The organism is Streptomyces sp. NBC_01716, assembly GCF_036248275.1.
Taxonomy (GTDB): Bacteria; Actinomycetota; Actinomycetes; order Streptomycetales; family Streptomycetaceae; genus Streptomyces.
On sequence record NZ_CP109181.1, the window covers coordinates 8,072,964 to 8,095,372 of the forward strand.

General features: G+C 72.6%; 19 protein-coding genes. 10 read left to right on the forward strand and 9 right to left on the reverse strand.

Annotated features, from left to right (window positions below; genetic code table 11):
* Window positions 1–10: 10 nt before the first annotated feature.
* Entirely contained in the window at window positions 11–1,375 is a 1,365-nt protein-coding gene (locus tag OIE74_RS35865) for a dipeptidase (RefSeq protein WP_329391317.1), read from the reverse strand.
* A gap of 150 nt (window positions 1,376–1,525) precedes the next feature.
* Here OIE74_RS35865 and OIE74_RS35870 point away from each other — a divergent pair, with 150 nt between their 5' ends.
* The 3 genes from OIE74_RS35870 (at window position 1,526) to OIE74_RS35880 (ending at window position 5,003) form a co-directional block, all read left to right on the forward strand.
* Window positions 1,526–2,896, forward strand: a complete 1,371-nt coding sequence (locus tag OIE74_RS35870; RefSeq protein ID WP_384210707.1) for a geranylgeranyl reductase family protein — start codon at window positions 1,526–1,528, stop codon at window positions 2,894–2,896.
* 200 nt (window positions 2,897–3,096) lie between these two features.
* Window positions 3,097–4,341: a sensor histidine kinase gene (locus tag OIE74_RS35875; RefSeq protein ID WP_329391318.1), complete on the forward strand. Its 1,245-nt coding sequence runs from the start codon at window positions 3,097–3,099 to the stop codon at window positions 4,339–4,341.
* Window positions 4,338–5,003, forward strand: a complete 666-nt coding sequence (locus OIE74_RS35880; protein WP_329391319.1) for a response regulator transcription factor — start codon at window positions 4,338–4,340, stop codon at window positions 5,001–5,003. The genes OIE74_RS35875 and OIE74_RS35880 overlap by 4 nt, the downstream gene beginning before the upstream one ends.
* A gap of 10 nt (window positions 5,004–5,013) precedes the next feature.
* On the opposite strand, the gene OIE74_RS35885 is transcribed toward OIE74_RS35880, so the two are convergent.
* Window positions 5,014–5,385: an SCO4225 family membrane protein gene (locus tag OIE74_RS35885; protein WP_329391320.1), complete on the reverse strand. Its 372-nt coding sequence runs from the start codon at window positions 5,383–5,385 to the stop codon at window positions 5,014–5,016.
* A 73-nt stretch (window positions 5,386–5,458) separates the two neighbouring features.
* Window positions 5,459–6,781: an MFS transporter gene (locus tag OIE74_RS35890; RefSeq protein WP_329391321.1), complete on the reverse strand. Its 1,323-nt coding sequence runs from the start codon at window positions 6,779–6,781 to the stop codon at window positions 5,459–5,461.
* A gap of 123 nt (window positions 6,782–6,904) precedes the next feature.
* Here OIE74_RS35890 and OIE74_RS35895 point away from each other — a divergent pair, with 123 nt between their 5' ends.
* The 5 genes from OIE74_RS35895 (at window position 6,905) to OIE74_RS35915 (ending at window position 13,026) form a co-directional block, all read left to right on the forward strand.
* Window positions 6,905–8,119 carry an ROK family protein gene (locus OIE74_RS35895; protein WP_329391322.1) on the forward strand — a complete coding sequence of 405 codons (1,215 nt, stop codon included), beginning with the start codon at window positions 6,905–6,907 and terminating at the stop codon, window positions 8,117–8,119.
* 153 nt (window positions 8,120–8,272) lie between these two features.
* A complete protein-coding gene (locus OIE74_RS35900; protein WP_443076319.1) occupies window positions 8,273–9,130 on the forward strand; it encodes a YhjD/YihY/BrkB family envelope integrity protein in 858 nt (285 codons plus the stop codon).
* A 166-nt stretch (window positions 9,131–9,296) separates the two neighbouring features.
* Entirely contained in the window at window positions 9,297–9,623 is a 327-nt protein-coding gene (locus OIE74_RS35905; protein WP_329391323.1) for an SHOCT domain-containing protein, read from the forward strand.
* A complete protein-coding gene (locus tag OIE74_RS35910; RefSeq protein WP_329391325.1) occupies window positions 9,620–10,459 on the forward strand; it encodes an ABC transporter ATP-binding protein in 840 nt (279 codons plus the stop codon). The genes OIE74_RS35905 and OIE74_RS35910 overlap by 4 nt, the downstream gene beginning before the upstream one ends.
* Window positions 10,456–13,026 carry an ABC transporter permease gene (locus OIE74_RS35915; protein ID WP_329391326.1) on the forward strand — a complete coding sequence of 857 codons (2,571 nt, stop codon included), beginning with the start codon at window positions 10,456–10,458 and terminating at the stop codon, window positions 13,024–13,026. The genes OIE74_RS35910 and OIE74_RS35915 overlap by 4 nt, the downstream gene beginning before the upstream one ends.
* A 40-nt stretch (window positions 13,027–13,066) precedes the next feature.
* Here OIE74_RS35915 and OIE74_RS35920 read toward each other — a convergent pair whose 3' ends face one another.
* Together OIE74_RS35920 and OIE74_RS35925 are read right to left on the reverse strand one after the other, a co-directional pair.
* Window positions 13,067–13,612 (reverse strand): ATP-binding protein, encoded by a 546-nt coding sequence (locus OIE74_RS35920; protein ID WP_329391327.1) that lies wholly within the window; start codon window positions 13,610–13,612, stop codon window positions 13,067–13,069.
* A gap of 181 nt (window positions 13,613–13,793) precedes the next feature.
* A complete protein-coding gene (locus OIE74_RS35925) occupies window positions 13,794–14,111 on the reverse strand; it encodes a hypothetical protein (protein ID WP_329391328.1) in 318 nt (105 codons plus the stop codon).
* A 286-nt stretch (window positions 14,112–14,397) separates the two neighbouring features.
* Here OIE74_RS35925 and OIE74_RS35930 point away from each other — a divergent pair, with 286 nt between their 5' ends.
* Window positions 14,398–15,507 (forward strand): PLP-dependent cysteine synthase family protein, encoded by a 1,110-nt coding sequence (locus OIE74_RS35930; RefSeq protein WP_329391329.1) that lies wholly within the window; start codon window positions 14,398–14,400, stop codon window positions 15,505–15,507.
* Here OIE74_RS35930 and OIE74_RS35935 read toward each other — a convergent pair.
* The 3 genes from OIE74_RS35935 to OIE74_RS35945 form a co-directional block, all read right to left on the reverse strand.
* The gene (locus OIE74_RS35935) at window positions 15,411–15,863 is read right to left on the reverse strand and encodes an SRPBCC family protein (protein WP_329391330.1); all 453 of its coding nucleotides are present in this window, start codon (window positions 15,861–15,863) and stop codon (window positions 15,411–15,413) included. The two genes, OIE74_RS35930 and OIE74_RS35935, sit on opposite strands and share 97 nt — an antisense overlap.
* Before the next feature lie 64 nt (window positions 15,864–15,927).
* On the reverse strand, window positions 15,928–16,413 hold the full coding sequence (locus tag OIE74_RS35940; protein WP_329391331.1) for an SRPBCC family protein: 486 nt from the start codon (window positions 16,411–16,413) through the stop codon (window positions 15,928–15,930).
* A complete protein-coding gene (locus OIE74_RS35945) occupies window positions 16,410–17,240 on the reverse strand; it encodes a DeoR/GlpR family DNA-binding transcription regulator (RefSeq protein ID WP_329392554.1) in 831 nt (276 codons plus the stop codon). The genes OIE74_RS35940 and OIE74_RS35945 overlap by 4 nt, the downstream gene beginning before the upstream one ends.
* Before the next feature lie 191 nt (window positions 17,241–17,431).
* On the opposite strand from OIE74_RS35945, the gene OIE74_RS35950 reads away from it, so the two are divergent.
* Window positions 17,432–19,882, forward strand: coding sequence for a hypothetical protein (locus OIE74_RS35950; RefSeq protein WP_443076395.1), 2,451 nt, complete (start codon window positions 17,432–17,434; stop codon window positions 19,880–19,882).
* Here the strand turns inward: OIE74_RS35950 and OIE74_RS35955 are convergent.
* Complete coding sequence (locus OIE74_RS35955) at window positions 19,852–22,281, reverse strand: right-handed parallel beta-helix repeat-containing protein (RefSeq protein WP_329391333.1); 2,430 nt, start codon at window positions 22,279–22,281, stop codon at window positions 19,852–19,854. The genes OIE74_RS35950 and OIE74_RS35955 overlap by 31 nt on opposite strands.
* Window positions 22,282–22,409: the final 128 nt, after the last annotated feature.

Below are 22,409 nucleotides of genomic sequence, written 5' to 3' on the forward strand. Positions count from 1 at the left end.
CCGGCGGGGCTCAGCCGCGTTTGGAGCGCGCGAAGTTGACCAGGAAGTGCGCCTCGGCCACCGACAGGCGCTCCAACTCCTCGGGAGACACACTCTCGTTGACCGCGTGGATCTGCGCCTCCGGCTCGCTGAGCCCGATCAGCAGGATCTCCGCGGCCGGGTACAGCGAGGCCAGCGTGTTGCAGAGCGGGATGGAGCCGCCCATACCGGCGGTCTGCATCTCCTCGCCCGGATAGGCGACGCGCATCGCCTCGGCCATCGAGGCGTACGCGGGGCTGTCGGTGTCCGCGCGGAACGGCTGGCCCTGCCCGACCTGCTCGACCGAGACCCTGGCTCCCCACGGGGTGTGCGCGTGCAGGTGCGCGGTGAGCAGCTTGGTCGCCTCGTCGGCGTCCTGGCCCGGCGGCACCCGCAGGCTGATCTGGGCGCGGGCGCTCGCCTGAAGCGACGGGGTCGCGCCAACCACCGGCGGGCAGTCGATGCCGATCACGGTGACGGCGGGCCGGGCCCAGACCCGGTCGGCGACGCTGCCCCGGCCGATCAGCCCGACACCCTCCAGGACCTTGGCGTCCTTGACGAAGTCGGCCTCGGGATAGTCGAGTCCGTCCCAGTCGGCGTCGGCCGCCAGACCGTCCACGGTCGTCGAACCGTCCTCCGCCCGCAACGAGGCAAGCAGCTGGATGAGCGCGGCGAGCGCGTCGGGTGCCGCGCCGCCGAACTGGCCCGAGTGCAGGTTGCCTTCGAGGGCGTCGATCCGCACGCGCAGCATGGTCATCCCGCGCAGCGTCGCCGTGACCGTCGGCAGCCCGACCCGGAAGTTGCCCGTGTCGCCGATGACGATCGTGTCCGCGGCCAGCAGCTCCGGGTGCTCCTCGGCGTACCGTTCCAGACCGCCGGTGCCCTGCTCCTCCGAACCCTCCACCACCACCTTCACGCTCACCGGCACGCCGTCGGCGGCCTTGAGCGCGCGCAGCGCGAGCAGATGCATCACAAAGCCGCCCTTGCAGTCGGCGGCCCCGCGTCCGTACCAGCGGCCGTCCCGTTCGGTGAGCTCGAACGGCGGGGTGACCCAGGCGCTCTCGTCGAGCGGCGGCTGCACGTCGTAATGCGCGTACAGCAGCACGGTCGGGGCGCCTTCGGGGCCGGGCAGGAAGCCGTAGACGGACTGCGAACCGTCCGGGGTGTCCAGCACTGAGACGTCCCGGAACCCCTCGGCCCGCAGGGCGTCCGCCACCCACGCGGCGGCGGCCTCGCACTCGCCGCGCGGGAACTGCGCGGGATCCGCCACCGACCGGAAGGCCACCAGCTCCGCCAGTTCCGCCCGTGCCCGGGGCATCAGCGAAGCGACGGTTTCGGCGATCGGAGTGACGGACATGGGCACGCTCCTGGCGGGTGCGACGTTGTGTGTTTGTGTGGGTGTCGAAGACAGGGCCGATCCTGCCACAACGGACCGGGCCCACAGGCGCCGTAGGATGCCGTGCGACACCCCTTAGGCCACCGGTCGGATCAGGAGCAGAAGCACATCGTGAGCAGCGAGAACGCAGACGCCGGAAGTGAATCTGGAAGCGCGCCCGGGACCGGTCCCGAGGCGGGTCCGGCGGGTGAGCACGACCGGTCGGTGTGGGATGTCGTCGTGGTCGGCGCGGGCCCGGCGGGAGCGTCCGCGGCCTACGCGGCGGCGGTCGCGGGCCGTCGGGTGCTGCTCCTGGAGAAGGCGGAGTTGCCCCGCTACAAGACCTGCGGAGGCGGCATCATCGGCCCCTCGCGGGATTCGCTGCCCCCCGGCTTCGAACTGCCCCTGCGCGACCGGGTGCACGCGGTCACGTTCTCGATGAACGGCCGGCTGGCCCGTACCCGGCGCTCCCGGCGCATGCTCTTCGGGCTGATCAACAGGCCCGAGTTCGACGCCAGTCTGGTCGAGCACGCGCAGAAGGCGGGCGCCGTGCTCCGTACCGGCGCGTCGGTCTCGCGGGTCCAGCAGCACGGCCCGGCCGTGCCCGACCGCCGTACGGTCGCCGTGGTCCTGTCCGACGGTGAGACGGTCCTGGCGCGCGCGGTCGTCGGCGCCGACGGCAGTGCGGGCCGGATAGGCGCTCATGTCGGGGTGAAGCTCGACCAGGTGGACCTCGGTCTGGAGCTGGAGATCCCGGTGCCGCCGACGGTCGCCGAGGACTGGGCGGGGCGGGTTCTCATCGACTGGGGCCCGCTGCCGGGGAGTTACGGCTGGGTCTTCCCCAAGGGCGACACGCTCACCGTGGGTGTCATCTCGGCGCGCGGCGACGGCGCGGCGACGAAGCGCTATCTGGAGGACTTCGTCGCCAAGCAGGGGCTGGCGGGCTTCGAGCCCTCGATCTCGTCGGGCCATCTGACGCGCTGCCGCAGCGACGACTCGCCGCTCTCGCGCGGCCGGGTGCTGGTCTGCGGTGACGCGGCGGGTCTGCTGGAGCCGTGGACCAGGGAGGGGATCTCCTTCGCACTGCGCTCGGGGCGGCTCGCGGGGGAGTGGGCGGTACGGATCTCGGAGGCGCACGACGCGGTGGACGCCCGTCGGCAGGCGCTGAACTACGCGTTCGCGATCAAGGCGGGTCTCGGTGTCGAGATGAGCGTCGGCCGCCGGATGCTCTCCGTCTTCGAACGCAGGCCGGGGGTGCTGCACGCGGCGATCACCGGATTCCGGCCCGCGTGGAAGGCGTTCGCCGACATCACGCGCGGGGCGACCTCGCTGGGTGGTCTCGTACGGACCCATCCGCTGGCCCGGCGCGCGCTGGACCTCCTGGACCGCCCGAAGGCGGGCACCGCCCCGGCCACGGAGAAGAGCGGGGACCAGGAGCCCGACCGGGCACGGGACGACGAGGACCGCGACAAGGACCCGAAGGACGGCGCGGTCACGCCGTAGGGCTTGGGCTGCCCGGACTCCCCCTGGGCCGTGTCTTCGAAGACACGGCCGGTCCGGGCGGGGCGGACCGCGTCGGGCGCGTGCCGGGCGGCATGGGGGGAACGCCACCGGTCCGCCCGCGCCGTACTCCACGAGGAGTACGCGCGATCGCGCCGCCGGGCGGACGCCCGGGGCCCGGTGGCCGGTTTAGCGTGACAGATATGGAAGAGCAGATCAGGCGCGTCGGATTCGGTCCCCCCTGGCTCAGGGGCGGGCACGTGCCGGGCGCCGACGGGGCGGGGGACGGCCCGGCCGGGGGCCGGAAGCTGTGGCGGCTGCCCTGGTTCAGCAGCGTGCTGATCGCCGTCTTCGTCTCGATCGGCTCGGGCTTCGCCGCCCGGGGCCAGCCGGAGCGCGAACAGCTCGACGCGTTCGCCCGCGCCCTGCTGCTCATCGGCCCCGCACTGCTCGTCGTGCGCTACCGCTACCCGGTGCTCTGCGTCTTCGGCGTCGCTCTCTCCGCGATGCTCTACCTCGGCGCCGGCTACGCCTACGGCCCGATCTTCCTCACCGTCGCGGTCGCCTGCTTCGCCGCGATCGTCTCAGGACACCGAAGAGCGGCCTGGTGGGCGATCGGTCTCCTCTGGGCGAGCCAACTGCTGGTCGGCCATGTGCTCTACCCCCATCTGCCTCCGAGCGGCGACGCCGGCGCCGCCTGGGGGCCCGAAGTGGGCGTCGCCGCCTGGGTCGCGGCCGTGCTCGTCGGCTCCGAGCTCGTCAGGGTGCGCCGGGAGCAGTGGATCCACGACCGGCGGGAGCGAGCCGCCGCCGAGGCGCGCCGTGCCGACGAGGAGCGGCTGCGTATCGCGCGTGAACTCCACGACGTCCTCGCCCACTCCATCTCCGTCATCAACGTCCAGGCGGGCGTGGGACTCGCGCTCATCGACTCCGACCCGGAACAGGCCCGCACCGCGCTCACCACCATCAAGGCCGCGAGCAAGGAAGCACTGGGTGAGGTACGGCAGGTTCTCGACACGCTCAGGACCTCCGGCGACGCCCCGCGTACCCCCGCGCCGGGACTCGACCGGCTCCCCGAACTGGTCGAGCAGGCCGCCGGCGCCGGGCTGAGCGTCGAACTCGAAACCGAGGGTGACCGCGTCGCGCTGTCGCCCGGCGCCGACCTGGCCGCCTTCCGTATCGTCCAGGAGGCCCTCACCAACGTGGTGCGCCACTCGGGCTCCCGTACCGCACATGTCCGGATCGGCTACGGCGCCGGCCGGCTCACCCTCCGTATCGACGACGCGGGCCCCGCGACCGGCGACGAGGCCGGCGGCGGCGGCAACGGACTGGTCGGGATGCGGGAGCGCGCGGCGGCCCTCGGTGGCACCATCGAGGCGGGCCCACGCCCGGACGGGGGTTTCCGCGTACGGGCCTCCCTTCCCCTGAAGCCGAAGGAGACACCGTGATCCGTGTCCTGCTCGCCGACGACCAGTCACTGGTACGGGCAGGCTTCCGCGCGCTGCTCGACGCCCAGCCGGACATCGAGGTCGCCGGTGAGGCCGCCGACGGGGAGGAGGCGCTGCGCAAGGTACGCGAACTCGCCCCGGACGTCGTCCTGATGGACATCCGGATGCCGGTGATGGACGGACTCGACGCCACTCGCGGGATCACCGGGGACGGCGGACTCGACCAGGTGAAGGTGGTCATGCTCACCACCTTCGAACTCGACGAGTACGTCTTCGAGGCACTCCGTTCGGGCGCGTCGGGCTTTCTCGTCAAGGACACCGAGCCGGAGGAACTGCTGCGCGCCGTAAGGGCGGTGGTGGACGGCGACGCGCTGCTGTCGCCCGGTGTGACGCGGCGGCTGATCGCGGAGTTCGCCTCGCGCTCCAAGGCGCCGGCCGCCCTGGACGGTCTCGGTGAACTCACCGAGCGGGAGCGGGAGGTGATGGCCCTCGTCGGGATCGGGCTCTCGAACGAGGAGATCGCCCGCAGGCTGGTGGTCAGCCCGCTCACCGCCAAGACCCATGTGAGCCGCACGATGGTGAAGCTCGGCGCCCGCGACCGGGCCCAACTGGTCGTCAGGGCCTACGAGTCGGGGCTGGTACGGCCCGGCTGGCTCGGCTGACGGCCGCCCGTCAGGCCTCGCGGGGAGCGCGCGCCTGGCCGGTCCTGTCGCTCAGCACGCGGACGAACGCCCCGAGGGCCGCCGCCTGTATGAGTACGGAGGCGATGAGCGCCACATAGCCGAACGCGGACGACGAGGCGAACGACTCGCCGATCAGCGATCCGCCGGCGAAGAAGAGGAAGACGGTGGGCGCCGCGAGGAAGAACAGCCACACGCCCGCGAGCGACGCGTCGTCGTGGTGCACGAACAGCGTGTCGACGGCCACGAAAACCGCTGTCGCGGCCACCACGGCGAGATAGATCTGCGAGGCCCGGTTGCCGTAGATCAGTCGGGCGGGGCCCTGGGCGAGCCGGGCCAGTGCGTTCAGGCGTCCTGACTTCATGGTGCGTTCTCCCGTGTCGGTTGGCTGCCTCCATCGTGGGACGGACCGAACTGATGTGCCTGAGTACGGCTACTCATCCTTCTTGGTACGCCGAACGGGCCGGTACGTCCGCGGGGACGCCTGCCCGGATCCGGCCGGCGGATACGTCCGCGGGGGCAGGCGCCGAGACGCCGCGCGCCGAGTACGCGATGAGCGCCGCCGCGCCGGCCAGCAGGGCGACGGTGGTGAGCGCGACGGGCAGGGAGAACCAGTCCGCGAGGAAGCCGATCGCCGGCGGTCCCAGCAGCATGCCGCCGTACCCGAGCGTGGACGCGGCGGCGACCCCGCTCGGACCCGCGAGCGCACCGGCCCTGGCCACGGCCACCGGGAAGATGTTGGCGAGGCCGAGTCCGGTGATCGCGAAGCCGAGCAGTGCGAGCCAGGTCGTCGGCGCGAGTGCGCCGAGGAGCATGCCGAGCGCGGCGAGCACACCGCCGGTGACCAGGGTGCGGGTCTGGCCGAGGCGTTCGAGCAGAGCCGTACCGGACAGGCGTCCGATCGTCATGGCGAGCGCGAAGAGCGAGTAACCGGCGGCGGCGAGCCCGGCGTTGGCGTGCAGGTCCTGGGCGAGGTGCAGGGCACCCCAGTCGGCGAGAGCGCCTTCCCCGTAGGCGGTGCACAGCGCGATCACCCCGAAGAGGACGACCAGCCCGCGGGTACGCCGGTCGAGTCGCCGGGGAGCCTTTGCGCTCTCCCTCGCGGCAGCGGGGCCCCGGGCGCCGGCCGGGGGAGCCGTGTGGCGCAGCAGCGAGGGTCCGGCGAGCGCCGTGACGAGGAGGCCGACGCCCGTGAGGGCGAGGAGATGCGCCGACGCGGAGAGACTGCCGGCCACCAGCCCGCCGAGTCCCGCGCCCGCCATGCCGCCCAGGCTGAACGCGGCGTGGAAGCTGGACATCACGGGACGGCGCAGCGCGGCGACGAGATCGACGGCCGCGCTGTTCATCGAGACGTTGAGCGAGCCGTACGCGGCACCGAAAACGAGCAGGACCAGGCCGAGCGTCAGAACCGAGTGCGTCCGCGCGGGCAGCGCGATGCTCAGCGCCAGCAGCAGCGAGCTGACCACCGTCACCGGGTGGCTGCCGAAGCGACGGCACATCCGCCCCGTGAACATCATCGTGACCACGGCCCCGGCGGAGACGCCGAGGAGGGCCAGACCGAGGTCGCTCGCCGACGCGCCGGTCTGCTCCTTGATGGCTGGGATACGGACGACCCAGCCGGCGAAGAGGAAGCCGTCCAGGGCGAAGAACACGGTCAGAGTGATACGGAGGGGCGTGAGGCTGGAGAGTGAGGCGTCGGCGGCGGGATCTCCGCCACGACCCCCCGACAGGGCCGTCCGGAGTTTGTTTAGGTTCGGCACAAAAGAAGGATAGGGGCTGGGAGGTGTCTTGTCGATCGGGCCGCGAGCCCGGCAGGACACCCCCTGCGGGCCGTTCCGTACAAGGCGGCGGTTCACAGCCGGGATCATGGGAGACTCACCCATATGAACGGCAAGGCAACGACGACCAGAACTCGACTGGAGAGAGGCCGCAGTGCGCTGGGCCCCGCCCTGGAACTGGTCCACACGGGCCGCGCGCCCACCCGCGCCGTGCTCACCACGGAGCTGGGCGTCACCCGCGCGACCGCCGGCGCCGTCGCCGCCGAACTGGAAGCGCTCGGCCTGATCCGGGTCGACTCCCGCCCCGGCGCCGCAGCCGGTTCCCAGGGCCGCCCCTCGCACCGCCTCGCCGTGGACGACACCGGCCCCGTCGTCCTCGCCGCCCAGGTCCACGCCGACGGTTTCCGCGCCGCGCTCGTCGCCCTCGGCGGCCGTACGGTCGCCACCGCGCCCGGCTGCGTCACCGTCTCCTCCGACCCCGCCCAGGTGCTCGGCGAGGTTGTCGCCGAGGGCGCCGCCCTGCTGCGCGAGAGCGGCCGGCGCTGCGTCGGCGCCGGTCTCGCCGTCCCCTCGGCGGTCGCCGAACCGGAAGGCACCGCGCTCAACCCGCTGCACATCGCCTGGCCGGCGGGCGCCCCCGTACGCGACCTCTTCATCGAGCAGGTACGCGCCGCGGGAATCGAGGGTCCCGCCTTCACCGGCAACGACGTCAACCTGGCCGCCCTCGCCGAACACCGGCACGGCGCGGGCCGGGGGGCCACCCAACTTCTCTGCGTCGCCACGGGACATCGCGGCGTCGGCGGCGCGCTCGTCGTGGACGGCCGTCTGCACACGGGCAGTTCGGGACTGGCGCTGGAAGTCGGCCATCTGACCGTCAACCCCGAGGGCAGGCCCTGCCATTGCGGCAGCCGGGGCTGTCTCGACGTCGAGACCGACCCGCTGGCGTTCCTCGACGCGGCCGGCCGGGACCCCGGCCCCGAGGTGTCGCTGCTTGAGCAGTCGCGTGACCTGCTCCGTACGGAGTACGCCGACCGGACCGTACGGGCGGCGGCCGAGGAGTTGATCGACCGGCTCGGCCTCGGGCTCGCCGGACTCGTGAACATCCTCAACCCGGACCGCGTCATCCTCGGCGGTCTGCACCGCGAACTGCTCGACGCGGACCCCGCCCGGCTGCGCGCCGTCGTCGCCGACCGCAGTCTGTGGGGCCGCAGCGGAAGCGTGCCGATCCTCGCGTGCACGCTCGACCACAACAGCCTGGTGGGCGCCGCCGAACTGGCTTGGCAGCCGGTCCTGGACGACCCGCTGGCCGCACTGACCTGAGCGGCCCCGCGAAGCCGGTGCGGGCCCGGACGACCACGTCCCGAAGCCCCCGTGCCCGCAGGGACACCCGGGCCCGGAGCCCCCGCGCCGCCCGCCACCCGTCCGGCCGCACCACAGACGGTTCACCACCCCATCGCGGGTAGGTCACCACCTATGACCGAGAAGCCGTCCGGCGCGGAACCCGCCGCGCCGCCCCCGCCGCGCTGGTTCCGGCGCCTCGACCGGTGGCTGCGTGCCTCACCGCTCGGGCTCGCCTGGAGCCGGGGGCGCGACATGGAGCTGATGCACCGGGCCATGGGTTTCGCGGCGCTCGGCTTCCTCACCCTCGTCCCTGTGCTGGTTCTGGTCGCGGCGGCCGAACCGTCGAGCGGCCAGGGCTTCGCGCGCTGGCTCGGCCAGGCCATCGGCGTCACCCACGAGTCGCAGACGCAGGTCGAGAAATTGTTCGGGGTGCCCGACACGGCGCTCCAGCGCACCACCGCCTTCGGTCTCGCCGCGCTCGCCGTCTTCGGACTGACCTTCGGCTCCGCCGTCCAGACCGGTTACGAGAAGGTCTGGGACCTGCCCACCGCCCGCTGGCACACCATGTGGCGCCATGTCGTCTTCCTCGCCCTGCTGGTCCTCGCGCTGCTCGGCTTCACCAACACCCCCAGCCCCGGCGACCCCGTCATCGGCGCCCTGGTGGTCGTCGTGCTGGACGTCATCGGCACGTTCCTGTTCTTCTTGATCGCCCAGCGCCTGCTGCTGGGCGGGCGGGTCCGCTGGATCGCGCTGCTGCCGGGCGCCGCGGCCACCGCACTGGGCATGCTCGGCCTGCGGGGTTTCTCGCAGCTCGTCTTCTCGCCGCTGATCGCCTCCAGCGCCGTCACGTACGGCCCGTTCGGCACTGTCCTGGTCGTCCAGTCCTGGCTCGTCGGCGTCGGATTCGTCGTCTACGGAGGCGCGCTGGTCGGCCGCCTCGCCCACGAAGGCCGGGTGTTCCGCCGCCTGAAGGACCTCGACGAGAGCTGAACCCGCCCCGGCGGCCGTCGCGGGGAGCAGCCGCGACGGGCCCGCGTACTCCCCGGGAGGTACCCGTACTGCCGCTGGCCGTACGACGACTCCGACCCCCTCCCGGCGCGACTCTCGGAAGCGACAGAGCACATCGCGACAGTCGCGAACCGAGGAGTTGATCGGGATGAACACCCTTGCGCACAGTGGCGGACCCGGCCCCTGGATCCTGCTGTTCCCGCTCATCTGGGCAGCCGTGATCGTCGGTGGCATCACCCTCCTGCGCCGTACCGTCCGGCGCGGACGCCGGGGCGGACCCCCCTGGCAGTCCGGCGGCTTCGGCCGGGACGTACGCGACGCCCGGGACCCTCGGGACACGCCGGACGCACAGTCGCCGATCGCGATGCTGGGCCGGCGGTTCGCCTCCGGTGAGATCGACGAGGACGAGTACTGGCGCCGGCTCTCCGTCCTGGACGAGCAGTTCGGCCGTACGGGCAAGGGCGGTGCGGCGTGACGACCACCCCCGCGACCACCCCCGCGACCACCACCACGGCGGCCACCGTCACCGCGTACGCCGCCCGGGTCGTCGACGCCGTGAAGGTCTACGGCGGGGGCGACACGGAGGTGCGGGCCCTGGACGGGGTGAGCGTCGGCTTCCCGGCCGGCCGCTTCACCGCGATCATGGGACCGTCGGGCTCCGGCAAGTCCACGCTCATGCACTGCGCGGCCGGACTCGACACCCTCACCGCCGGCTCCGCGCTCATCGGCGACACCGACCTGAGCACGCTGGACGACCGCAGACTGACACTGCTGCGCCGCGAGCGCGTCGGCTTCGTCTTCCAGGCCTTCAACCTCATCCCGACCCTGACCGTCGCCGAGAACATCACCCTCCCGATGGACCTCGCCGGAGCCGCGCGGGACGACGAGTGGTACGACGCCCTCATCGACGTCGTCGGTCTGCGTGACCGCCTGCACCACCGCCCCAGCGAACTGTCCGGCGGCCAGCAGCAGCGCGTCGCGGTCGCCCGCGCCTTCGCGGGCAGCCCCGACGTCGTCTTCGCGGACGAGCCCACCGGCAATCTCGACTCGCGCTCCGGCGAGGAGGTTCTGCGGCTGCTGGGCAGCACCGTGCGCCGTACGAACCGCACCGTCGTCATGGTCACGCACGACCCGGTCGCCGCCGCCCACGCGGACGAGGTCGTCTTCCTCGCCGACGGACGCCTCGTGGACCGGATGCCCGACCCGACGGCCGAGCGGGTGCTCGACCGGCTGAAGGCCTTCGACACCAGGACGTCCGGCGCGCCCGTCGGCGGTACGTCCGCGGGCGGCGGCCCGGGGGCGCGGTCATGAGCGGGACCCGCGCCTCGTGGCGTATCAGCGTCTCCTCGCTCCGCGCGCACAAGCGGCGCTTCGCCGGCACCTTCACCGCCGTCCTGCTCGGCGTGGCCTTCCTGACGGGCACCCTCGTCATGGGCGACACCCTGCGCGGCAGCTTCGACACCATGTTCGGCGACGCGGCGGGCGGCACCGACGCCGTCGTCCGCAGCGCCGACGCGGTGACGGTGCCCGGCGACGCGCTCGGCACCCGTGAGCCGGTCGACACCGGCCTGATCGAGACGATCGAGCGGGTTCCCGGCGTCGCGGCCGTCGCGCCCAAGATCGAAGGCGCCGGACAACTGGTCGGCTCCGACGGCGAGCCCGTCGGCGGCCAGGGCCCGCCCACCGTCGCCGGCAACTGGATCGACGACGACCGGCTCAACCCGTACCAGCTCGCCGACGGCCGGCTGCCGGAGAAGAGCGGTGAGGTCGTCCTCAACCGGGGCGCCGCCGAGGCCGGCGGGCTGAGGATCGGCGACACCACCGTGCTCCGCGCCCCCGACCCCGTACGGGTGACGGTCGTCGGCCTGGCGACCTTCGGCGGCGAGGACGGCATGGCCCAGGTCACCTACACAGGCATGACCAGGGCCGACGCGGAGAAGTACCTCACGCCGAGGCCCGGCGAGGCGGCGAGCATCCAGGTGCGTGCCGGTCCCGGCACCGGCCAGGAGGAACTGGTCGACTCCCTGCGGACGGTCCTGCCGTCCGGCGTGGAGGCGATCACCGGACAGGAGTCCGCCGACGAGAACCAGGAAATGATCTCCGGCGAGTTCCTGAGCCTGTTCACGACGCTCCTTCTCGTCTTCTCCGGCATCGTGCTGCTCGTCGCGACCTTCTCCATCCACAACACCTTCGCCATCGTGGTGGCCCAGCGCACCCGCGAGAACGCGCTGCTGCGCGCGCTCGGCGCCTCCCGCCGCCAGGTCGTGGGCGCCACGCTCGCCGAGGCGAGCGTCGTCGCGCTGGTCGCTTCGGCCGTGGGGCTGCTCGGCGGGATCGGCATCGCCGCAGGGCTGCGGGCACTGTTCCCGGTCATCGGATTCCCCTTCCCCGAGGGGCCGTTGGTGATCAGCGCGCTCTCGCTGCTGCTGCCGCTCGCCGTCGGCCTGATCGTCTGTCTCGGCTCGGCGCTCCTGCCCGCCGTACGGGCGGGACGCACGGCACCGCTGGCCGCGCTGCGCGAGACGGCCGTGGACGGCTCGGGCGCCTCCCGGACCAGGGTGGTCGTCGGTACGGCGCTGGGCCTGGCCGGGATCGGCACGATCCTGGCCGGCGTCTTCGCCGCACCGTCCCTCCCGCTCGCCGGAACGGGAGCCGTCCTCGCCCTCGCCGCCTTTGTGGTGCTCGGCCCGGTGGCCTCCTCCTACGCCGTACGGCTCCTGGGCCGGCCGCTGGACCGGCTGCGCGGTGTCCCGGGCGCCCTGGCCAAGCGCAACGCCCTGCGCAGCCCCAAGCGCACGGCGGCGACCGCCACCGCGCTGATGATCGGTGTCGCCGTGGTGTCCCTGTTCACGGTCTTCGGCGCCTCGCTGAAGTCGACGATGGACCAGACGGTGTCCCGTTCCTTCGCGGGAGACCTCGCGATCAGCGTGCCGGCCTTCGGCGGAGGCGGCAGCGGACTGAGCCCCGGCCTCACGCCCGCCCTGGCCGAACTCCCCGAAGTGGACTCGGCCGTGGGGCTCGGCAGGGGAGTGGCCGAGGTCGACGGGGACGGCCGTCAGCTGACCGTCACCGACCCGGTCGCACTCGCCACGGGCTTCGATCTCGGGTCAGTGGACGGCTCGTTCGACGGATTCGGCACCAACGGCATCGCCGTGTCGCGCCCGCAGGCCGACGACCGGAATCTGCGGACCGGCGGTACGACCCAACTCACCTTCACCGACGGCCGGAAGGAGACCTTCACGGTCAGGGCTGTCTACGAGCGGTCGGAACTCGCCGGCGACTACGTCATCACCCGCGCGGCCTGGGCCCCGCACCGTACCCAGGACGCCGACACCCTCGTCTCCGTCACCTTCGCGGACGGCGTGCCCGCCGCCGAGGCGACGGCCGCCGTGGAGAAGGCGGCGGCGCCGTTCGGCAACCCGGACGTCCAGACGCGCGACGAGTACGCCGAGACCTCCGCGGGAGCCATCGACATGATGCTCACTCTGATCTACGCGCTGCTCGCCCTCGCCGTGGTCATCGCGCTCCTGGGCATCGCCAACACCCTCACCCTCGCCGTCCACGAACGCACCAGGGAACTGGGCCTGTTGCGCGCGGTCGGCCAGACCAGAGCGCAACTGCGGGCGATGGTCCGCTGGGAGTCGGTGCTGGTGGCCGCCTTCGGTACGGCGGGCGGACTGGCACTCGGCGGGCTGCTCGGCTGGGTCGTCGTCAAGGCGGCCGAGGGCGCGGGAGACACCCCCTTCGCCTTCGCCGTGCCGCCGGCGCAGCTGGTGATCGTGGGGGTGGTCGGCGTCACGGCCGGAGCCGTCGCCGGCTGGCGGCCCGCGCACAGGGCGGCACGGCTGGACGTACTGCGGGCCATCGCCACCGAGTGACGCGGTGACGCTCGGCAGGGCGTGGCGCGCCCCCGCCCGGTCAGCCGACGACGGCCGACCGGGCGGCGGTATGTTCGCGTTTCCCGGTCACGGTCCGGAAGCCCGTGAAGGGGCCGCCCGCCGAGGAACCCGGCGAGAAGGGTCCGTCGGTCGTGGCGCCGTACAGCCGGTGCCACGGCGGAGCGGCGCCCGACGGGGCGGGCAGCGTGAACCAGATGACCTTTCCCGTGTCACCCTCCGCGCGCACCCCCCAGCTCTCGCTGACCGCCTCGATGAGGGCGAGTCCGCGCCCGCACACATCGAGCGGATCGGCCTCTCTGATGGTCGGCAGGCGTGGGTCGTGGTCATGGACCGAGACCGTGAGCCGGTCGAGCAGCAGTCTGATGTCGACGGTGCACATCTTGTCCGGCTGTGCGTGCCGGTGGACGTTGGTCAGCAGCTCGGTCACGCCGAGCGCGGCTTGGTCGATGAGTGGGTCGAGCTGCCAGTAGCGCAATTGCGCGGAAACGATTCTGCGGACCTGGCGGATCCGCGACGGCAGGGCCTGGAGCTCCACCGTGCACTGCCTGTTCGGCTGGCTGATCACGGCTGCGACTCCCCGATTGAGGTCCGGAAGAAGGCATGAGATCAAATCCAGCAGCTCACTCGCGAGGCTCGCTGCTGTCGTGCCCGGCGGGGCTGGATCGCAGCGTCACCACCGATTCACCCTGAGTGATTACACCAGAGTGAACCAGGTGCTACGGGACCGCAACTCGCGGCGCCCGGTGTCAGGTCTTCGCCGTACCCGCCCTGCGTACGGTCTCCAGGAAGCGCCCCGCCAGCAGCCGGCCTTCCGGCCGCCGGCCGTCCCCGCCCATGGTCAGCCGGTAGCGCGTGCCGTTCACGGTCGCCACCGTGCTGTCGTCACCCCGGAACCACGGCTTGCCCGCGTGCACCGCCCGCAGTGGCGCGCTGTCGATGACCCGCCCGTAGCTGGTCAGAAGCGCCAGTCTGCCGTCCTGGATGAGTACCCGGCCCGCTTTGGTGAGCGAGCGGGGCCAGCGCTCTATCTCGACGCCGCTGGCACTGAACTCCGGCTCCGCCATGGCTGATCCGCCCCCTTCGTGCTGCTCCCTGCAGTGAAGTCTGCACAACTCGACGCGTGGACGCCAGAGCGACTTCCCCCGAGCTCGGAGGCGACACACCGAGTACACATCAACAGCATATCGACGCCACATCGATGGCGGGTCGACAGCCGGCCCGAACTGCCGCCCGCCGCCCGGCGGACCCGTGTCCAAGGCGCGGCTATGGATACCCAAAGGCACCGTTTGCGCAGGTCGAGGGCTTACTGTTGCGCCGGGACGGGCACCGGCGGGACGAAGGACGGCGCGCATGACGGAGCGGCAGCAGACCATCGACGTGAACCGCGGCGACCCCGCGTACCGGGTCTGGCTCAAAGAGGCCGTACGCAAGGTCCAGGCCGACGCCAACCGCTCGGCCGACACCCACCTCCTGCTCTTCCCGCTGCCGGAGCGGTGGGGCATCGACCTGTATCTGAAGGACGAGTCCACCCACCCGACCGGGAGCCTCAAACACCGCCTCGCCCGCTCGCTGTTCCTGTACGGGCTCTGCAACGGCTGGATCCGCCCCGGAAAGCCCGTCATCGAGGCGTCCAGCGGCTCGACCGCGGTCTCGGAGGCGTACTTCGCGAAGCTGATCGGCGTCCCGTTCATCGCGGTCATGCCGCGCACCACCAGCCCCGAGAAGTGCCGCCTCATCGAATTCCACGGCGGGCGCTGCCACTTCGTGGACGACTCGCGCAGGATGTACGAGGAGTCGGCGAACCTCGCGGCCGAGACCGGCGGGCACTACATGGACCAGTTCACGTACGCGGAGCGGGCCACCGACTGGCGGGGCAACAACAACATCGCCGAATCGATGTACCAGCAACTGCGGTTGGAGCGCTATCCGGAGCCGGCGTGGATCGTGGCGACCGCGGGCACCGGCGGCACGTCGGCGACCATCGCCCGCTACGTGCGCTACATGCAGTACGACACCATGATCTGCGTCCCGGACCCGGAGAACTCCTGCTTCTTCGACGGCTGGACACGCCGCGACCCCCAGGCGTGCGCCGACCGGGGCTCCCGGATCGAGGGCATCGGCAGACCTCGGATGGAACCGAGCTTCGTGACCGGAGCCATCGACCGGATGATGAAGGTGCCGGACGCGGCGAGCATCGCCGCCGTACGCCTGCTGGAGCGCAACATCGGCCGCAAGGCGGGCGGTTCGACGGGCACCGGGCTGTGGAGCGCGCTGAAGATCGTCTCCGAGATGGTGGCCGACGGCCGCAAGGGCAGTGTGGTGACGCTGATCTGCGACCCGGGCGAGCGCTATCTCGACAAGTACTACTCCGACGACTGGCTGGCCGCACAGGGCATCGACATCGCGCCGTACACCGGCACGATCGAGGACTTCCTGCGGACGGGCGTCTGGCCGGTGTAGGTGGCCCAGGTCAGCCGGCGCAAGGACACGGTGAACGCGCGCGCCATACCCGGGCGGAACGCCCGCAGGTAGAAGAAAAAGGGCTTGCTGCCGTCCGCCGCGAACGTCCAGCTCACGCGCGTACCGGTACCGGCGGGAGTCAGCCGCCAGTCCTCAGGACCGGCCGGCGGACCGGGCATGGGCGTCTGCCGCGCCGCGGTCGCGGGCGTGAACCACCGGGGCCACGCCTCGGTCTCCTCGGCCAGTGCCCGGTACACGGCGCCGGGCGGCGTGCTCATCTCACCGCTGAACACCAGCCGCAGGGGTGCGGACTCCGCGAACCCGGCGTCGACGGAACGCAGCTGACGGACTGCCATGAACATCACGCCCCAGGGAGATCGACGGACGGTCGTAGGGCCGGAGCCTATGCTCGGTCAGCACTCAGGGCCCGGAGGCCCCGCCGCGCAGCAGCCCGTCGACCACCCGGCCGAAGACGACACGTCCCGCCCGCGCGGTCAGGCGATCGAGGAAGCGGGGGAGGAAGCCGACGCGCAGCTCCTCCGACCAGCGCACCAGTGTGCGCCCGCCGGCCTCCGACGAGGCATCCGTCCCTGTGCCGGTTTCCGTCTCCATGACCTCGATCTCGGCCCACCCCGTGATCACCCGGCCGCGCTTCTCCAGCCGGCAGTGCCCGGGGCTCCCCGCCGCCGGCGGCTCCCAGCGGACGACCTCCATCAGGTCGTCGAACCGCACGCGCCCGACCCCTGTACGCGCCACGAACACCGTTCCCGCGGCCGTCGGCCCCGGTGTCCGCACGAGCGTCCGCGTCAGCGGCACCCGGCGGCCGTGCGCCGGCCAGTCGGTGATCCGTCGCCAGGCCTCGTCGGCCGGCAGGGACGTACGGCGGGCGACCCGGAAGACGGTCACCGGTCCGCCGGCTCCCCGGCGACCACCAGCCCGGGGAGATGCTCCGTGATCTCCTCGCGCACCTCGGGCGACAGCCCCGCGTCCGTGACAAGGGTGTCGACCTGGTCCAGCGTCGCGAACGAACTCAGGCCCACCGTCCCCCACTTGGTGTGGTCGGCCACGACCACCACCCGGCGCGCCGACCGCACGAAACGGCGGTTCGTCTCCGCCTCGGCCAGATTCGGCGTGGACAGACCGGCCTCGGCGGAGATCCCGTGCACCCCCAGGAAGAGCACGTCGAAGTGGAGCGAGCGGATCGCCTGGTCGGCGACCGGGCCGACCAGCGAGTCCGAGGGCGTACGGACCCCTCCCGTGAGCACGACGGTGGCCGCGCCCGCGCGGTGACCGCCCGACGTACCCGCCGGCTGCGCGGCATGGAACACGTCAGCGACCCGCACGGAATTCGTCACGACCGTCAGATCGGGCACGTCCAGCAGATGATGCGCCAGCGCGTACGTGGTCGTACCGCCGGACAGGGCGATCGCCCGGCCGGGCACCGCCATGGCGGCCGCTGCCCGCGCGATGTCCTCCTTGGCGCTCAGCTCAAGCTCCGACTTGGCCTCGAAGCCCGGCTCGTGGGTGCTCGCCTCGACCACGGGGACGGCGCCGCCGTGCACCTTCTCGATGACGCCGAGCCGGGCGAGCGCGTCGAGGTCCCTGCGGACCGTCATGTCGGAGACGTTGAGCTTGCGCGTCAGCTCGTTGACGCGGATACCGCCGCGCCGGCGCACCTCGTCGAGGATCAGGGCCCGTCGCTGTTCCGCGAGGAGATTCTGGTTGTCGCTCACCACCGGGGCCTGTCCTTCCACGTCGGCGTCGTGCGCGGGCGCCGTACTCAGCTGATCATCAGGGCTCCTCATCCTCCCACGCTGTTGGGCCCCGTACGCAGGTGTCGGCCCGCCCCGGCCCGGGGACACCCCTTGGGGCGGACACCGCCCGCCGGACATCACCCCCGCCGGACATCACCTGAGAGCGAGTCATCGACGTGTCCTCTGAGCCCACCGCCGACCCCAGCGGCGGCGCCGCGCTCGAACTGCTGGTCCACGGCGTCGGCGGCGCCACCCCGCAGGAGATGCTCTCCGATCCGAACACGGTCCGGATCACCGGCGACGAGACGGCGGCCATCTACCGGCGCCCCGACGACGAGGACGCCGAGGCCCACCCCGAGCGGTACGAGAACGGGCCCGTGCCCGAGGCGTACTGCTGGTCCAACCTCACCTCCGGCAACGCCAGTCGCGCCCTGTGGCTGCTGCTGCTTCCCTTCATGGTCGTCAACCTCGCGCACTGGATGCGCCCGGCGACCAACGGACTCGGCCGGACCCAGCGGCTGTACGGGGTGCTCGTGCGGCTGCTCGCCCTCACGCTCACCGTGCTGCTGACCGCCGCCGCCTGCGAGGTCGCCATCGACCTGGTGGCCTGGCAGTGCGCGGGCTCCGCCGGCTGCGCGGACGAGCGGTCCTGGCTGGGCTTCCTGTCCGCCACGGGGGACGGCTGGTGGGCGCAGCCCGGCCGCCGGCTGGCGCTGGCCGCTCTGGTACCGACCGCGCTGGTGGGCCTCCTGTGGTATCTGTCCAACCGGACCTGGAGCGCGTACGAGGCCCAGCGCCCGCCGACCGACGCTGGCCAGGACGGAAGCCGGCCGGAGCCGGACACGGAGGTCGTCAACACCCCCGGCGCCCCCGGCACCACGGAGGCCAGGGACGCCTACCGGCCCGCGCTCGCCAGGCCCGGGTTCTGGTACGGCCGCCGGCTCGTCGCCCGCCTGCGCGCCGCGCACACCGCCGCCGGATTCCTCACCGTCGCGGGCGCGGTCACCGGCGCCACCGCCCGCTACGACCGTGGCGCCGCCGATGCCACCCGGGAGGTGGCCGGCTGGCTGCTCCAGGCAACTCTCGTCGCCGGTGCGCTCGTTGTGCTCTGGGTGGTGTGCAGCAGGGGCCGCAGCGAGCGCAAACGCGACGGCACGCTCGACAAGGCGCTCATCAGCCGGCTGCCCGCCGTCTCTCTCGCCCTGGTCGGCGTGGCGGTGGTGTACGCGGCCTGGTCCCGCCCCGACTGGGTCTCCTCCGGCACTCTGCCCGGCGCCGTCACCTTCCCGGTGCTGATGATCGCCCAGGGCGTCCTCGTCGTCGCTCTCGCGGCGGCGGCCTTCTCCCTGCACCGGCGCGCCCCGCACACCAGGATCGCGCTGTCCGGCCTCGGCGGGCCCGCCGTCGCCATGCTGGCCTGCGCCCTGGCCGGGGTGATGACCGGTGGCGTGGCCCAGCGGGTCGGCGACTGGCTCGACGGGTCGGGGACACCGGGCATGGGGGAGGGGGCGATCGTCGGACCGCCGGTGCTGCTGAGCTGGCAGGCGGCCGTCATCCCCGTCCTGCTGGTGCTCCTGGTGATCCCGGTCGTCGTCCTCGCCGTACGCACCGTGCTCACCGGCCGCCGCCTCGCGCCGGTCGTGGAGGCGGAGTACGGGTCGCCGGACGCGAAGGTCACCCCGGACTCCGTCCGCAGCCGCCGGATCGCCGGCACCCGTGCCCGCGCCCAACTCACCGACGCCGCACCCTGGTTGGTCGGAATCGTCTCCGGCGCCACACTCCTGCTCGGCGCGGGCGCCGTCGTCGGCGCCTGGCTGAGCGGGGACGTGCCGGGCCGGGCCGCCGAGGGCGGACCCGCGCTGATCCAGTCGATCGCCGACACCGCGCAGGCGCTCGGCTCCTGGCTGATCGGCTTCGGCTTCATCCTCTTCGTGACCTGGGGCCGCCGCGCCTACCGCGACGCCTCCGCCCGGCGCACCATCGGCATCCTCTGGGACGTCGGCACCTTCTGGCCGCGCGCCTCGCACCCCTTCGCGCCGCCGTGCTACGCGGAACGCGCCGTACCCGACCTCACCTGGCGGATGGCCTCATGGACGGCCCGCACCGGCGGACGCCTCGTCATCTCAGGCCATTCGCAGGGCAGCGTGCTGGCCGCCGCCGCCGTCTGGCAGCTGCGCGAGGGCACACGCCAACAAGTGGCGCTGCTGACGTACGGCTCACCGCTGGAGCGGCTGTACGGCCGCTGGTTCCCCGCCTACTTCGGTGCCGCGCCCCTCGGTGATCTGGACAGGGGGGTGCACTGCTGGCGCAATCTGTGGCGCGCCACCGACCCGATCGGCGGCCCGGTCCGGCTGGACGCCGACGGCGAGGGCGAAGGACCGGCCGTGGACCGGGGGCCGCTCAAGGACCCGCTCGCCTACGGCCGTACGGAGCGCCACCCGCTGCCCGAGCCGATCCTCGGCCACTCCAAGTACCAGGCCGATCCCGTATTCGCCGAGGAGCGCGCGGCGCTGCTCGACCGGCTGCCGCCCGCACTGCCCGCGCAGCGCGACGGCGTGGCGAAGGACCGGCAGGGGAAGGGCGCCCGGAGTCAGGGGAGTTCGGGCAGATCGTCCGCGTAGAGGAGCGTCAGGTCGTCCGTGCTGGTCTCCGGCAACTGGGCGACCCTGCTCGCGTGCTGCTCCACCATCGACTCGAACGTCTGGCGCGCAGTGCGGCCGTTGCCGAACGCCGGCCCCTTGGGCAGGACGGCGAAGTACTTGAGCAGCGCCTCGGCGGTGCCCGCGCCCAGCCGGTACTCGTGCTCATCGGCCTGCTGCTCCACGATCCGCAGCAGCTCGTCCGCCTCGTAGTCGCTGAAGGTGATGGTGCGTGAGAAACGGGACGCCACACCGGGGTTGACCGCGAGGAAGCGCTCCATCTCCACCGTGTACCCGGCGACGATCACCACCACCGCGTCCCGGTGGTCCTCCATCAGCTTCACCAGCGTGTCGATCGCCTCACGCCCGAAGTCGCGCCCCGAGTCCTCGGGCGACAGCGCGTACGCCTCGTCGATGAACAGCACACCGCCACGGGCCCGGTCGAAGGCCTCCTGCGTACGGATCGCGGTGGAGCCGATGTGCTCACCGACCAGGTCCACCCGGGAGACCTCCACGAGATGACCCCGCTCCAGCACCCCGAGCGAGGCCAGGATCTCGCCGTACAGCCGGGCCACCGTCGTCTTGCCGGTACCGGGGGAGCCGGTGAAGACCAGATGGCGGCGGGCGGACGCGGCCTTGAGCCCGGCCTGCTGCCTGCGCCTGCCGACCTCGATCATGTTGGTCAGGGCGCGGACCTCGCGCTTGACGCTCTCCAGGCCCACCAGAGCGTCGAGTTCACCGAGGACCTTGCCCGGTTCCCGTACCGGCTCGGCCGGGGGCGCGTCCGGCGCGGGCGTGGCGCTCTGCGCCGGGACCGCGCCCAGCAGCCCGGTCGTCTGGGTGGCAGTCAGCACGGCGGCCGGCTGCGGGGCGGCGACCAGCACACCGCTCTCGTCGCTGGTGCAGTCCTCCACGGTCGGCCCGGCCCCGGGGCCATCGGCGCCCGGCGCGGCGCTGTCGGGGAACTCGTAACCCCCGCGCGCGCAGCGCTCGGTGCGGCAGCGCGTCAGCGTCGTACGGCAGCCGTCCATCACATGGAAGCCGTAACCGCCGCTGCCCGTCACCCGGCAGTCGTGGAACGTGCCCCGCCCCTCGGCGGAGACGTAGAAACCGGCCTCGGCGGGCGAGGTGATCGTGCAGCGCTCGATGGTGGGGTCGGCGCCCTTGGTGACGATGACACCGGTCTGCGCACCGTCGATGGTGCAGGAGTTGAGCGTGCCGCCGCTGCCGTGGTCACGGAACCACGCGCCGGTGGCCGCCTCCCTGATCCGGCAGTCGTCGAGCTGAGCCGTCGCGCCGTCGCTCACCGAGACGGCGGTGTTACGCACCTGGGAGAGGTCGCTGTCCACGACGTCCGCGCGCGATCCCCGGTCGAGGACGAACAGCGCGTCCGGTACGTCGTGCACGCGGCACGAGTCGAGGACCACCGTCGCCCCGTCGCTCACCCAGACCGCCGGGTAGTCGCCCGTACTGTCGTGTATCTCGCACTGGTTGGCGTCCACCCGGGTGCCCGGGTCCCAGACCGACAGACCGTTGCGGCCGAAGCGCCGCACCGTGGAGCGGGTCAGCGTCAGTACGGAGCGGGAGCGCAGATCGACCGCGTTCTCCGGGATGTCGTGGATGTCGCAGTCGGAGAGCGTCAGCACCGCGTCCGTGTCGAGCGTGATGCCGTCCGCCGACGTGCGGTGGACGCTGGAGTCGGTGAGATGGGCGGCGGCGCGCGAGGCGATCTGCACACCGGTGCCCTTGATCTCGTACACCTCGCAGCCGATGGCCTCCAGACCGCTGCCCTCACCGGTGACGGTCAGTCCGCCGCCCGACGCGTGGTGGATCCGGCACCGTTCGAGCCGGGGGTGCGCTCCGCCGCGTACGGAGACGCCCGACTGCCCGGCAGCGACCACCTCGCAGTCCTCGAAGACCCCGCCGGCGCCGTCGAGTACGGCCACACCGACCCCGGCGGGATTGTCGACGGTGCAGCGGCGGACGGTGGGGCGCGCGGCGCCGCGCACCTCTATTCCGGCGGCAGAGCGGGTGACGACCCGCAGATCCGTCAGCTCCGGGGTGCCGTCCTCCACGAGCAGCGCGGGTGCGGTCGTGTCCTGGCCCTCCACATGCAGGTCGTGGACGGTCGCCGAGGCGCGCACCGTCAGCGGCACGCCGTCCGGCGGCGCGATCCGCACCGAGCCCGCCGAGCCCTCGGGCCCGCGCAGTGTGACGGCGCGCGTGACGACGAGATTCTCCCGGTAGGTGCCCGGCGCGACGGTGAGTATGTCTCCGTCGCTCGCGGCCTCCAAGGCCGCGGCGAGAGAGGCGTATTCGCCGGTACGGCGGCGCCAACGCGAGGTGCCGGTGTGCGTCACCTGGACGGTGCCCTGTGCCATGGTGTTGTTCTGTCCCCACCTTGTGCGCCTGCGCGTCTGTGCCGACCGGACCCGCTTCCGGGTCGGTTCGAAGATGTCCCGGCCGTCACAGAGGACCGGGTCGCACCACCGTAGCGCGCGCGGCACCG

Bases quoted from the DNA above. Each gene is read 5' to 3' on its own strand.
- OIE74_RS35865 (WP_329391317.1), bottom strand. From the start codon at position 1,375: ATGTCCGTCACTCCGATCGCCGAAACCGTCGCTTCGCTGATGCCCCGG.
- OIE74_RS35875 (WP_329391318.1), top strand. From the start codon at position 3,097: ATGGAAGAGCAGATCAGGCGCGTCGGATTCGGTCCCCCCTGGCTCAGG.
- OIE74_RS35885 (WP_329391320.1), bottom strand. From the start codon at position 5,385: ATGAAGTCAGGACGCCTGAACGCACTGGCCCGGCTCGCCCAGGGCCCC.
- OIE74_RS35895 (WP_329391322.1), top strand. From the start codon at position 6,905: ATGAACGGCAAGGCAACGACGACCAGAACTCGACTGGAGAGAGGCCGC.
- OIE74_RS35900 (WP_443076319.1), top strand. From the start codon at position 8,273: ATGACCGAGAAGCCGTCCGGCGCGGAACCCGCCGCGCCGCCCCCGCCG.
- OIE74_RS35905 (WP_329391323.1), top strand. From the start codon at position 9,297: ATGAACACCCTTGCGCACAGTGGCGGACCCGGCCCCTGGATCCTGCTG.
- OIE74_RS35915 (WP_329391326.1), top strand. From the start codon at position 10,456: ATGAGCGGGACCCGCGCCTCGTGGCGTATCAGCGTCTCCTCGCTCCGC.
- OIE74_RS35925 (WP_329391328.1), bottom strand. From the start codon at position 14,111: ATGGCGGAGCCGGAGTTCAGTGCCAGCGGCGTCGAGATAGAGCGCTGG.
- OIE74_RS35930 (WP_329391329.1), top strand. From the start codon at position 14,398: ATGACGGAGCGGCAGCAGACCATCGACGTGAACCGCGGCGACCCCGCG.
- OIE74_RS35935 (WP_329391330.1), bottom strand. From the start codon at position 15,863: ATGGCAGTCCGTCAGCTGCGTTCCGTCGACGCCGGGTTCGCGGAGTCC.
- OIE74_RS35955 (WP_329391333.1), bottom strand. From the start codon at position 22,281: ATGGCACAGGGCACCGTCCAGGTGACGCACACCGGCACCTCGCGTTGG.